At 71.6% G+C, this 12,946-nt stretch carries 10 protein-coding genes; 7 read left to right on the top strand and 3 right to left on the bottom strand.

Annotation, left to right across the window (positions count from 1 at the left end; translation table 11 throughout):
- Positions 1-160: 160 nt before the first annotated feature.
- The gene (locus M8445_RS15765; protein ID WP_273991242.1) at positions 161-1,066 is read right to left on the bottom strand and encodes a Pvc16 family protein; all 906 of its coding nucleotides are present in this window, start codon (positions 1,064-1,066) and stop codon (positions 161-163) included.
- 304 nt (positions 1,067-1,370) lie between these two features.
- Here M8445_RS15765 and M8445_RS15760 point away from each other — a divergent pair, with 304 nt between their 5' ends.
- From M8445_RS15760 to M8445_RS15735, 6 genes are all read left to right on the top strand, one after another.
- On the top strand, positions 1,371-3,011 hold the full coding sequence (locus M8445_RS15760; protein ID WP_273991241.1) for a phage tail sheath family protein: 1,641 nt from the start codon (positions 1,371-1,373) through the stop codon (positions 3,009-3,011).
- Between the two features lie 92 nt (positions 3,012-3,103).
- Positions 3,104-3,562, top strand: a complete 459-nt coding sequence (locus M8445_RS15755) for a phage tail protein (RefSeq protein ID WP_273991240.1) — start codon at positions 3,104-3,106, stop codon at positions 3,560-3,562.
- 23 nt (positions 3,563-3,585) lie between these two features.
- Positions 3,586-4,056: a hypothetical protein gene (locus tag M8445_RS15750; protein ID WP_273991239.1), complete on the top strand. Its 471-nt coding sequence runs from the start codon at positions 3,586-3,588 to the stop codon at positions 4,054-4,056.
- Positions 4,053-4,238, top strand: a complete 186-nt coding sequence (locus M8445_RS15745; RefSeq protein WP_273991238.1) for a hypothetical protein — start codon at positions 4,053-4,055, stop codon at positions 4,236-4,238. Before M8445_RS15750 ends, M8445_RS15745 begins: the two co-directional genes overlap by 4 nt.
- 175 nt (positions 4,239-4,413) lie before the next feature.
- Complete coding sequence (locus M8445_RS15740; RefSeq protein WP_273991237.1) at positions 4,414-5,094, top strand: phage tail protein; 681 nt, start codon at positions 4,414-4,416, stop codon at positions 5,092-5,094.
- Positions 5,095-9,356: 4,262 nt separating this feature from the next.
- A complete protein-coding gene (locus M8445_RS15735; RefSeq protein ID WP_273991236.1) occupies positions 9,357-11,132 on the top strand; it encodes an eCIS core domain-containing protein in 1,776 nt (591 codons plus the stop codon).
- A gap of 177 nt (positions 11,133-11,309) precedes the next feature.
- Here the strand turns inward: M8445_RS15735 and M8445_RS15730 are convergent, their stop codons facing one another.
- Complete coding sequence (locus M8445_RS15730; RefSeq protein ID WP_273991235.1) at positions 11,310-11,597, bottom strand: PAAR domain-containing protein; 288 nt, start codon at positions 11,595-11,597, stop codon at positions 11,310-11,312.
- 51 nt (positions 11,598-11,648) lie between these two features.
- A complete protein-coding gene (locus tag M8445_RS15725) occupies positions 11,649-11,960 on the bottom strand; it encodes a recombinase family protein (RefSeq protein WP_273991234.1) in 312 nt (103 codons plus the stop codon).
- 276 nt (positions 11,961-12,236) lie between these two features.
- Between M8445_RS15725 and M8445_RS15720 the strand changes: the two genes are divergently transcribed.
- Positions 12,237-12,830, top strand: a complete 594-nt coding sequence (locus M8445_RS15720; RefSeq protein ID WP_273991233.1) for a TetR/AcrR family transcriptional regulator — start codon at positions 12,237-12,239, stop codon at positions 12,828-12,830.
- Positions 12,831-12,946: the final 116 nt, after the last annotated feature.

The following is a 12,946-nucleotide window of genomic DNA, read 5'->3' as shown; positions in this document are numbered from 1 at the left end:
GGCCAGCTGAGAACGGAACCGGGAAGGGCGGAGGCCGGGGCGGGCCGGGTGGGATCGGCGGCACTGTAGCTCACGGCGGGCCGTTCCGTGGGCGAGATTGCGGCGCGGTACTCGGCGGGGCCAGGGGCGGAGCGGAGGGCGGAGCGGGGAACGGGGCGGGTCACGCGGACCCCGGCTCGGCAGGCGAGAGCGGCGCGCTGGGCGACGGTGATTCAGCGGGCAGCGCGTGTGGGCCGGGTGCGCCGGTGGTCGCGGCGTGGTCGTGGGCCGGGAGGGTCAGGGCGCGGCCGTCGAGGGTCAGCACGCGCAGTTGCTGCACCTCGCTGCGGCTGACGTTCAGGTGCACGACGCCCGCCTCGTCACTGAAGGCGCGCGCGCCGCTGCCATCGCGGCCACCCTCGCTGCGCACCAGGGCGTCCGCGATCGGCTGCCCGAGTTCGTCCAGCAGTTGCCAGCTGCTGCGGACGCGGCGGGAAACGGGGGGCTGCTCGCCGGGCGTGGCCTGCGCGCGGAAACTCAGGTCGCGTTCCAGGACCATGGGGGAGCGGGTCGTGACGCCCAGGTCGAGCGGGACGGTCACGGTGTAGTTCAGGTGGGGCCGCACGGCCTGTCCCAGACTGCTGAACACGCCGCTGCTGGCGTCACCGGGCGTGATCAGGCCCAGGATGCCCAGGCCCGTGTCGCGGGCGGCGGCGGGCAGATAGCGGTCCTCCCATTCGTCCTGGCGCATCAGGGCGGCCAGCACGCGCCACAGCACCTGCCACTCGTCGCGGCCCAGTTCGTCCAGTTGCGCCTTGAAGAACACCGTGACCAGAAAGCGCAGGTCCATGCGGCGCGGGGCCAGGGTGCGGGTCACGCCCAGACCGGTGTGGGCGTGCGTGAATTCCATGGACCGCAGCGAGGCGTTCTCGCGCAGGTCGTGCATGAAGAAGTTCAGGGTGGGGCGTGTCAGGCCCGACACCCAGGCCGGTGTGGGAGCCGCGAAGCGGATGTCGAGCGCGTCACGCGGCAGGCCCGCCTCGGTATAGACAAGTTCCTTCAGGGACTGCTGAACTTCGTCGATCACGCGCTGGACCCCTGCCCGGACGGGCCTGAAGACAGTGGATCCGGCATCCCCCCAGCGGCCCCCACCAGCGGGCGGCTTGTGGAGTTTCGCACTGAAATTTGTCGTCCTGCAACACTATTTTTCAAGTTTCGGCCTCGACTCTGAATGAATGACTGGTCAGTATAGGACCTACCCCCCGCCCGCGTCTGCTCAACTTCGCTTGAGTCGGTCCGGTCGGTCTGCCATGTTGGGTATCTCACAACCCGAGGGTGCCGCCAGACCCGGCGCGCCCCCCTTAACCCTGCTGTCTATCCGGAGGAACTCCATGGCCGAATACCTATCCCCAGGCGTCTACGTCGAAGAAACCCAGAGCGGTCCCCGCCCCATCGAGGGCGTCAGTACCACCACCGCAGCCTTCGTGGGCTTCGCCCCGAACGGTCCCGCCAACACCCCGGTGTTCGTGGCCAACTGGCAGAAATTCAAGGAAATCTTCGGAACCGTCACCGCCGGCGGCGAACGCAACCCCTTCATGGAAGGCGCGTACCTGGCGCAGTCCGTGTACGCGTACTTCAACAACGGCGGCACCCGCTGCTACGTCGTGCGCCTCGTTCCCAACCAGGCAGAAGCCAAGGGCGCGCGCACCGTCGAGGCCGCCCGGCCGCTGCAACTTCCCAGCCGCGCCAGCAAGGCCGTGCCCAGCCTCAGCATCGTCGCCCGCGACAGCCGCCAGAGCGACATTCAGATCGAGGTCCTCGCCCCCGACCCCGTCAAACCCGACCAGGCCCCCAAAGGCAAGGACGGCAAACCGGCCGACGGCGGCCCCGCCGGTCCCGACGAGGGCAGCGACGGCCTGTTCACGCTGCGCGTCACCCGCAACGACGTGACCGAAACCTTCCCGAACGTCTCGATCGGCAAGAAGCACAGCCGCAGCGTCGCGGACGTCATCAACAAGGAAAGCACCCTGATCACCATCGAGGAAGCCAGCTCCACCGGCCCCCTCGTGGAACGTGCACCCGAGGTCGGCAGTTACGTGCTGCAGGCCCACAGCAACGTGATCGAGGAAGGCCGCGAACTCAAGGGTCAGGACTTCGTGGGCAGCGTGGACAGCCGCAGCGGGATCGAGAGCCTCGAAATCGCCGAGGAAGTCAGCATGATCGCCGTGCCTGACCTGATGAGCGCCTACCAGGCCGGCATGATCGGCGCGGACGGCGTGAAGGCCGTGCAGCGCGCCCTGATCGACCACTGCGAACGCAACGCCAACCGCATCGCGCTGCTCGACACGCCCCCGGACCTGACCCCCCAGCAGGCCGTGCAGTGGCGCAACGTCGAGACGAACTTCGACTCCAGTTACGCCGCCATGTACTACCCCTGGGTCAAGATCGAAGGCCCCGACGGCAGCCCCATGATGGTCCCGCCCAGCGGCTTCGTGGCCGGCATCTACGCCCGCAGCGACGTGGAACGCGGCGTGCACAAGGCCCCCGCCAACGAGGTCCTGCGCGGCATTCTCGGGCCGGCCCTGCAGATCACCAAGAGCGAGCAGGACATCCTGAACCCCATCGGCGTGAACTGCATCCGCGAGTTCCCCGGCATGGGCGTGCGCGTCTGGGGCGCCCGGACGCTGTCCAGCAACGCCCAGTGGCGCTACGTGCCGGTCAGGCGCCTGTTCAACTACGTCGAGAAGAGCATCGAACGCGGCACCCAGTGGGCGGTCTTCGAACCCAACGACGAGAACCTGTGGTTCCGCATCCGCCGCGACATCAACTCCTTCCTGACCAGCGTCTGGCGTGACGGCGCCCTGTTCGGCAACACCACCCGCGAGGCCTTCTACGTGAAGTGCGACGCCGAACTGAACCCCGACGAGATCCGCGACCGTGGCGTCCTGCAGGTCGAGATCGGCCTGGCGCCCGTGAAACCCGCCGAATTCATCGTGTTCCGCTTCAGCCAGTACGCCGGCGGCGGACAGTAACCCGCACCGCCTGACTTCCGGGGGACGCCCTGTGTCCCCCATCCCGACTCCTGCGTCCCCCTGCTCCCCGCTCTTTCACTGGAGGTATTCATATGACCGCACCCACCCGTAAGGACCCCCTCGTTGCCGCCTACTTCAGCGTTCAGTTCGATAACAAGGTGGTCGGCGCCTTCCGCGAATGCAGCGGCCTGGGCAGCGAAAGTCAGGTCGTCGAGTACCGCGCCACCGACGCCAAGGGCCGCGCCGTCCTGATCCGCGAACCCGGCACCATGAAGTACAACGACATCGTCCTCAAGCGCGGCATCACCAACGACATGGACATGTGGGTGTGGCGTCAGCAGGTCGAGGAAGGCAACATGGACGAGGCCCGCCGCAGCGGCACCATCACCCTGCACAACCAGAAAGGCGAGCCCGTCGCCGCCTGGACCTTCGAGCGCGCCTGGCCCAGCAAACTGAACGGCCCCACCTACGACGCCAAGAGCAACGAGGTCGCCATCGAGGAACTGACCATCACCCACGAGGGCTACAAGCGCGTCCCCGCGGGCGGCTAAGCACCCGTGACCCGGACTGACGCGTGAACGAACTGTCTTTCATGCTGCCCGCCGGACTGCACACGTCCGACGGGCAGATTCACCGCGGCGGCGTGATGCGCCTGGCCACCGCCCTCGACGAGATCGAGCCGCTGGGCGACCCGCGCGTGCAGCGCAACGAGGCGTATTACCCGCTGCTGCTGCTCTCACGGGTCGTCACGCGCCTCGGGCCGTTCGCACCCGTGACGCCCGACGTGCTGGCCGTCCTGCCCGCCGCCGACTTCGCGTACCTGCAGACGCTGTACGCGCAGATGAACGCCGCGCCCACTCCCGCCCCCGCCTTCACGCAGCCCCAGTTCACCAGCCCGTTCAGCAGCCCGGTCGGAGCGCCCGGCGCGCCGCAGGGTGCGCCCGAGTTCATGAGCGGCCAGATCGAGACGGAATGCCCGCACTGCGGAGCCATCCTGGAACTGGACCTGGGCAGTGACCTGACCGGCGCCGGCAACCCGGCGTGACCCACCCACCCCGCCCGGCCGCACCGCCCCGCCCATCCGGCGCGGCGGGCGCCTCCGTTCCGGTCGGCGCGCGCGCCCAGACGCCCGTGACCATCGATCTGGACGAGGTGACCCGCCGCGTGTACCAGCTGATGCTGGACGACCTGCGCCTGGACCTGACCCGCCGCACCGGCCGGAGCTAAGGACACTGCGTTTATCTTGTAGATAAACCGCGCGGAGCGCGGAGCAGCAGAAGTACGTTGAAGCGGGAATGGAGAGGTTTCGGCGCTTTCCCGGAAGCTCGCAATGTCAGCTTCAACGTACCTAGAGGCCCGGTCCTCCGCACCCGACCGGTACCCGCCCCACAGGAGAGTGGCCATGACCTTCCGATCCAACGCCAGTTTCAACGGCGGCCGACCCCGCGTGAGCGCGTCCCTCAGCGTCGGCCCGCTGGGACAGATCAACTTCAGCGCCGGAGCCGATCTGCGCCACCCGGCCGGGCAGACCTTCCAGCCGCGCCCGGTCGCGCCGTCCGAACGCACCATGACGCACGCCAGCCAGTTCCGGAACGTCACGCCGCAGCAGACGTCGGTGCACGTCCTGAGCAACCACCGCTATCAGGTGTCCATCGACGGCCTGGAGCACGCGGCGTTCAGTGAAGTCAGCGGCCTGCAGGTCGAAACCGAGACCATGGACTTCATCGAGGGCGGCGTGAACGACCGCGTGCTGCGCCTGCCTGTGCGCTCCCGCGTGGGGAACCTGATCCTCAAGCGCGGCATGGTCGCCGGGAACGAACTGCTCGAATGGCACCTGAACGTCGTGCAGGGCTATCTGGACGTGCGCAACATCACCATCACCGTGTACGACCATCCCACCAGCGTCCGGGACAGCAGCAACCACTACCTCCGAACCGCCGACCCGCAGGTCCGCATGCGCTTCGAGCTGCTGCAGGCGTACCCGGTCAAGTGGAGCGGCCCGACCTTCAACGGAAACGGAGACGCCGTCGCCGTCGAATCCCTCGAACTGGCCCACTCCGGCTTCCTGCAACTCAGCCGCTGAGCCGCCCGGTTCGCCGCTCCCCGCTTCACCCGGACTGACAGGTCGCGCAGACGTGTCAGCCGGAATTCGTACCCGACCAGCGGCCCGGCCCCCGCCCGGCCCCCCAAAGGAGTCCTGTGAGTATCTTCGACGAGCGGCTGCGCCGCCTGAAACACGCCTCGCAGATGGCCGTCACCCAGCGCGACCATCCCCGGAGTGACGCGGCCCTCGCGGCGATTCCCACCCCGCCCACGCCCCTGAGCCCCTGGTCACCGGCCCTGCCCTCCCGGCCCGGCGGCGCCCAGCCCAGCGGCGCAGTGGCCATCACCCGCAGCGGCCCACGCCGCGTGACGGCCCGGCTGCTCTCGGCCCCCAGCGGTCCCGCCGGGCCAGACGACCTGACGGACTGGCCCCCGGCTGCCCAGCCCGAATGGAATGCTCAGCCCAGTCTGGACGCACCGCTTCTGACGGAGGCGCGCCGCAGCCCGGCCCCACCGCCCGGCCCGGCGGCAGCCCAGCCCAGTCCAGCTCCCCGACCACCAGCCAGCCCCCCTGCACCCCTGATGAACGATCCGTACGGGGACGTGGAGGAGGCCCTGGCCGCCGGGCTGAGCGCGCACCCGCCGCTGGGTCTGCTGCCGCCGGAACCGCTGCCTGCCCGCGCCGCGCCGCGCGGGGAGGACGCCAACCGTCCCTCCCCACTACGGCCCGCGTCGTTCATGGAAACCATGGCCCTGAACACGCCGCCCGCAGAGGCCCCCGGCAACCGGGAAGACGGACCGGAACCCGCCCAGAAACCAGCCCAGGAAACCAGCCCCGCCACCCGGCCGCAGGAGGCCGCACCCGCTGAACAGGCTACGCGCGCCGTTTCCGCTGCGCCCGCCAGACTGGCAGCCCCGGCCGGGGAACCCACCCGCGCCCCCGGGAACGTGACGGGACCGGTACAGGAGGCGCCCGCCCCGGCCGAGGTGACGGCCCGGACTCCTGACGTTCCGGTCTCCCCCGCTGAACAGGATCTCCCGGGCTCTCCCACGCCGGCACCCGCCTCGCCTGAACGGCCCCTGGAGTCCGCCCCGGCCGCCGTTGCCCGCCCACCTGGGCAGACTGCCGGGTCCGACGGGACCGCACCTGATGCCACGCCTGACGGGGAAGAACCGGCCCTGATCTTTCCGGAGGTTCTGCCGCCCGACGTGCGGGAACGGCAGCAACAGGAACGCCGTGAACTGGAACAACTGCTGAAGTCCGGGAACAACGATATTCCGGTGCGTCTGCCGCGCCGGCCGCGCCCGCAGGTGGCCCCCATCGCCGCGCCGGTCGTCGAGGAGGACGTCAAGCCCGCGCCCCCCATCCCTCAGGAGGTCTCCCAGAACATCCTGGCGCGCCTGAACCGCTTTGCGGAACTGGAGGAGAAGGGAGAGGTGGAGGCCTCCGCGATGGGCGTGGGGCAGCTGCACACCTGGCAGGATCACCACCCGGAACGCAACGTGTCCCTGCCCCCGGCCGGACTGGACGCCGACGCAGCCGTGGACCGCGCCGCCCCACCCCGCGCCGACCAACCGGGCGCGCGCGGAAGCGTGACGCCGCGCCTGCGCGCCCGTGCCAGCCGCAGTGGGCGCAGCGCAGACCGCAGCGCCCCGGACGGCGGCCCGTCCGACCCGGACGAGGAACCGGACACAGCGGGCCGGGCCCGCACCGGAGGCACGCCACCCGACGCCGCACCCAGCCCGGCACGCCCCACACCAGACCGTGTTGGGGAGGCCCGCGCCGGGGAAAGCAACACGGAAGCGAGCGCGCCGCCATCGGCACCGCTCGCAGCCCAGCCTTCACGCCCGGCCGAACCGCTGACCCGCGCCGCACCCGAACGGGCCGCCCCTGACCGACCGCAGCCTGACGCGTACCAGACGGACCCGGGCGGGGTCGCCGCGCCGCCCGTGACGCCGGCTCCGGTCCCGGGACGGCCTGACGCGGTGAGCCCCGGCCCGGACCCTGCCGCCGGGAGCGTGCAGCGCCGCACGGCAGACATACCGTTCCCCAACGGGCCGGCAGTGGAGCCCACCAGCCAGCCTGGACCGGCTTCTGCGCCGGTGAGGCCGGACGTGTTCACGGAACCGTCAGGCGAGCCGGACGCACCGTCAGTCATGCGGCCCGACACCGACTGGCCACTGGCCGACGCTCCAGCCGACACCAACGCGACCAACACAAACGCGGCTGACACCGACGCGACCGGGACAGCCGCCGGCAGCCGCGAGTCGGTCATGACACCGTCCGTCCCGGTCATCCTGCCCCGCGTGGTCGCGCCGCTGGAATCCGACCACGCCGCACAGCCACCGACTCCAGTGGTCTCACCGGCGCTGGCGGAGCCGACGGCCGGGAGCGCGGCGCCGACCGCCGGACCGACCCGCGTGTCTCCCCTGACGGCCGCTTCAGTCGGGCCGGACCCCCTGCCCAGTTCCGCCGCGCCGCCCTTCCTGGGGCGCCGCACTCCACGACCGGAGACGCCACCCGCGCCGGTGCCGGTGCGTCCAGCGGAACCGCGACCCACGCCGGTGATCCCGACCCCTGAAGCGGCCCAGCCGGATCGGGTGCCTCCCGGCCCGCTGCGCGCGGAGCGTCCGGCAGACCCGGTGGTGACCGGGCGACCTGACGACCGTCCTACAAACCGTGCTGACGACGGTGCCGCCGCGTCGGCCGCCGTGCTGCCGGTGGGCGTGCTCCCGGGCGCCACATTGCCGTCCGTGCGTCCGGCCCCGTCATCGGCCGACGCCGTCCTGCCCGGTGCGCCTGCGCCACTGGACCTGGGGGACCGGTCCACGAATCCCGCGGAGCCGAGCGCTCCCGGGCCAGTCCAGCCCGGCCCAGTCCAGGCGGAGGATAGGCCCGTTACCACCAGTCTTCCAGTTGCCGACGCCCCGCCGGTTCCACCGCAGGACGAGGCCGTGCGGGATGACGCGCGGGCCAGCGAGCCCCCCACTCACACGCTGCCAGCACCCGTGGCACGCCCAGCACCCGTGGAGTCGGCCGCGCCCACCGCGCCGCCAACCCCAGCACTGGTATCAGCACCGGCACCCGCAGCGGAGGCGGCCTTGCTGGATCACTTGCCGGATCAGCTGAATGCCGCCCAGCGCCCCCTCCAGAACGCACCCGTGGCAGCGGACGGGCTGGTTCAGCCGCCCGCGCCCGCCGTGCCGTCTGCCCAGGCTCCCGAGGCCGCCGCGCCCCACTTCGCCCAACCGACGCCTGCCCCAGCACCCTCTGCCCCGCGACCAGATGCCCGGCCACCATCCCCCCCACCGTTCCCGGTCACACCCGTGGCGATCCCTCCTGCGCCTGAATGGCCTGCGCTGGAATCCCCGCTCCTGACGGCCCCGGTGCCGGTCAGGCCCGGTGACGCGACTGGTCTCTTGAACCCCACGCCAGTGCCCCTGGAGGCGCGCCGGGACGCATTTTCCGGTCAGCCACTCCCGGAAGGGCGCAGCGCAGCGTCACCGGTTCGCGGCGAGCCGAGGCTCAGCGCGCCCGCACCGGCACCCGCCGCGTTCCCCGTTCAGGCGCCAGTTGAAGGAACCACAGAGCTTCCGGGGTTACCAGGGGGGCAGTCAGCGCAGCAGGAGGCCCGAGCGCCCGTGAAGGCCGCCCCCGGGCCGGCTGGTGTGCAGGCGCCGCCCACTCTCCCGTCGCCGCACCAGCGTGAAGCCCCACCGGTTGAAGGTGCGCCGGTGGACGTGACGCCGACCGGAGCGGTGGCAGCGGCTCCCGGCCCGCAGTCGGTCGGGACGGATGGACAGCCGCAGGCGCCGGACCCGGTGAGCGCAGGACCGGTGCTTCCGACCTCCGCTGTATCCCGTCTGGCCGCAGAGGACACGGTCACCGGACCGGTGAGCGCTCAGCCGGCCCTTCCTGCCCCCTCCCTGTTCGCCCCTTCACCATTCACACCATCACCGTCGGCCCCATCTCTATCAGAATCGCCGCTGCCAGAATCGTCGCTGGCCGCACTGTCGCCGCTGCGGCCAGTCCCGCCGGTCGAGGTCACCGACGGGAGCGATCCGGTGCGCCCGGTTTCGCCTGCGGCCAGCCTGTCTGCCCGGCCGCTTGCTGCGGCGCCCCTCACTGCCGCCCCGGTGCCGGTGCAACGTCTGCCCCAGGTGGAGACCCCGGCGCCCGGCCAGCCAGACGTTCAGGTGAAGGGAGCCCGGGGAAGGGCGGAGGCGCCACAGCAACTGCGCCCGCCGGCCCCGGTGCAGCCCGTGCCAGTGATGCCCGCGCCGCCCGCCCTGGAGGTGCCGGTGACCGACCTGCCCGTGTCGGCGGCGGCCACGCGTCCGGTCGAGTCTCTGCCAGCACAGACCATCCCCACGCCGGCCCTGACCCTGCCGACGCTGCCCCAGCCGGTCCTGCCAGTGCCGCAGGTTGTGACGCTGCCGGTACAGGCAACCGGTCCGCTCAGCCCGGAGGCGTGGCCCGTTGCGGCCGCACCGGCTCCCGGTCAGCCGTTTGCCGTCGCGGTGCCACCTGACCGGGTCCCGGCTGTGGCAGTGGCCCCTGACGCCTTCGCGGCGGACAGCCCGGGCGCGCCGGTTCCGGCCCGCGCCGCTTCAGGGCCCGGCGAGTTCGCGCTGCCGGCGCCTGTCGTGCCGTCATGGTTCCCGGCCAGTCCGGCACCGGTGCTGCCCGCATTAGGTGAGGCTTCCGGGCCCGGCGAGACCAGCCTGGAGGGTGTGCTGGAGGGGCCGGCGGGGTCCGGATTCCAGCCGGCCGGGACCGCGCCGCCTGCCGGACTCACCGTGCCGGTGACCGTGTCTGTACCGCTCCCCGTGTCTGTGCTCCCCGTGTCTGCACCGCTGCCGGAGTCCATGCCGGGCCTGCCGGGTGTGGGGCGGTCACCAGTTCTGCCGGTCAGCGGGTCAACCCTGCCGCTGCCCGGAGCGGTCCCGGTGCCGGAGACGGTCAGCGTGCCCGTCCCGCCGGTGGGCGGGTCGCCGGCCCTGTGGGACGACGTGGTTCGCGCGGCGCTTCCGTCGCTGTTCGGGGCGGGTCCGCAGATCCGGGCGGCAGTACCGGGGCTGGTGCCGGTGGTCCTGCCGGTCGTGGGGGCAGCGGCGCCGCAGGCGGTCCTGCCGGGCGCGCAGACCGGTCCGCTGACCGGGTCACGGCCGGGCGCCGAGCTTCCCGTCGTGCCGGGCGTGCAGGCGGTCACGCCGCTGGGTGTGCCGCTGGCCGGTGCGCCGCAGGGGCCGGGTCTGAACGGTCCGCAGTCGCAGGTGCTGCGGGCGTTGCAGGCGGCCGTGCGGCAGGACGGGCACGGGCAGCCGCTGGCGCCGGGCGCGCAGGCGTCCCTGGCGCAGCTGATGGGCACCTCGGTGGCGGACGTGCGGGTCATCCGGAATGCGGGCGTACCGGCGGCCCTGCAGGCGGCGCAGGCCGACGCGCTCACAGTGGGGCGCACGGTGTTCCTGTCGCCGGACACGCCGCTGGATTCCGGGGCGGGGCGGGCCCTGGCGGCGCACGAGTTCACGCACGCGCTTCGCCAGAAGACTGCCGGGTTCGTGCCGGACGTGCTGCGCCGCGCGCCGGGCCGCCCGGACAGCAGCGCCGAGGAGGCCGTGGCGCTCGCGACCGAGCACGCCAGCGTTCACGGGCCTGACGGTGCCGGCCAGCCCACGCGCCGCCTGCCGGGCCTGCCGGCCCCGTGGGAGCCGCTGCCGTGGGAAACCGGATCGTTCGGCGCGGGTCACGGCGACCGCCCGGACCCCTCGACGTGGGGGGAGGCGCATCCGGCGCGTGAATTCCAGTCACCGCTCCCGGCGGCGGACCGGCCGGCGCTCCCGCCAGCGCTGGGGTTGCAGAGTGCGGGCCTGGCGGGTCCGGGTGGGCTGGGCAACGTGGTGAACGCGGCGGCCACCGACCGCGCGAAGCCGCAGGAGGCCAGGGACACGCAGGCGGGCGCGCCTCCAGTGGGGCGGCGGGCGCAGGGAACGCCGTCCGTGGACCTGGATCAGGTGGCGCGTGAGGTGTACGCCCGCCTGCGGGAGCGCCTGAGCAGCGAGTTGCGGCGCCACTGATGCGCACTCCGGTTGAATGGTTTGCAAAAACCGTTCAATCCGAGTGGAAGCAGGGCGGATTCCGGGCGTGGAGTTCAGGTCGGTTGGATGGGTTGTTCCCGCAACCGACCTGAATGGCGTGAGGCGAAATCCCGCTGTGACAGGGTGGGGACGCTGCGCCGACCGGCGCGGGCAGGCTCAGCCGCCGATGTTGACGGTGGGCGCTCCGGCGCTGATCACGCCGCCGTGCGCGGTGCTGTCGCCCAGGCGGGCGGCGGGGCGGCCGTTGATGCGGACGGTGGCGCTGCCCTGCGCGACCGTGTCGGGCGGGCCGACGCACACGCAGGGGTCTCCGGCGCGGGCGGCGGGCTGTCCGCCGATCAGGACGTTCACGCTGCCGCTGCTGATGGGGCCGCCGACGTGCGGGTTCCAACCCTGGTAGAGGGGGCAGGTGTGGTTGTCTCCGACGCGCGCGGCCATGGGCATGGCTTCATGGTACGGCCTGGGTGGGGGCGGCGTGCGCGCAGGTGCCGGGGGTCAGGGTGCGGACGTGGCGGGCACGGCGCGGGGCGTTTCGTGCAGGAAGCGGGCGTCGGCTCCCTGCTGCGCGACGCGGCCGAGCAGGATGGTGGTCTGGGTGGCGTTGCGGCTCAGGCGGTCGCGGTTTTGCATGATCAGGGTGTCGCCGGGACGCAGGCTCTCGATGGCGCGGTGCAGGACCGGGCGTTCGAGGTGGTCGCCGCTGTTGTTGTCGATGAAGATGGACTGGCAACCGGCGCTGAGCAGTTCCTTGATCTGGGTGATGGGTTGTTTCTGGGCCTGGATGGAACGTGCGTAGCCGATCAGCATGAATGTGAACCTCGGGTTGGGAATGTGGGTGCGGGGCAGGTCCGTGAGTGTACGCCCTGGGGGGCCGCAGCGTGCTGAACATTGACTGAGCTGAACAGTGCCCGAGCTGGTGACTGAGCAGTGGCGGTGCGGGAAGGCCGGGTGTACAGACTGGGGGCTGAAGGGGGGGGCGTGCCGTCATCATGCCTCACCGGTGGGGGGGATTGGGGGAGTCGCGCGTGAACTTGTGAGGCGGCACACACCACGCCGCCGGGTTAATGGGGTAAATACTCAGGTATGGCCCGTCCCCGCTCGATCACCGATGAACAGATAGTGGAGGCCGCGCACGAGGTCTTTCTGGAACAGGGATTCTCGGCCACGACCGCCGCCATTGCCCGCCGCGCCGGGGTTTCCGAGGGCACGCTGTTCAACCGTTTCCCGACCAAGGAGGACCTGTTCATGGCGGCCATCGGCCTGAGCAACTACGGGCGCTGGCGGCCGCAACTGCTGGAGCAGGTGGGGCAGGGCGAGGTTCGCCGCAACCTGGAACGCGCCATGATGAGCGTGCTGGACGAGGCCGAGGTGCTGATGCCCAAGCTGATGGTGATGTTCTCGCGCGGGCACGATCCGGGGCACAATCCGCTGCTGCAACGCCTGGACGACCCGATCCGTTCGGATGCCGACGCGCTCGACACCTACTTGCAGGCGGAGGCGCAGCGGGGCCGGGTGCGTCCGCTGGACGCCTCGGTGACGGCGCTGGCAATGATGGGCGCGCTGACACATTACATCCACCGGGAGCGGATGCTGCCGCCCATGGGGCACGACTCGGTCGAGCGGGGGCGCTTCGTGCGCGGCCTGCTGGACGTGATGTGGCCGGGAATGGCGCCGTGACCGGCCTGCCGGCGGGGGTCATCCTTTCGGTGGTCGCGCGGCCCGGTCGCCTGCAGTGTCATTCATAAGTAAGTGTTCACTCTTTAATCTCTGACGGCCCACCCGCCCCCACCCAT

The organism is Deinococcus aquaticus, from assembly GCF_028622095.1.
Taxonomy (GTDB): domain Bacteria; phylum Deinococcota; class Deinococci; order Deinococcales; family Deinococcaceae; genus Deinococcus; species Deinococcus aquaticus.
This window is presented reverse-complemented; position numbering and strand designations above follow the sequence as displayed.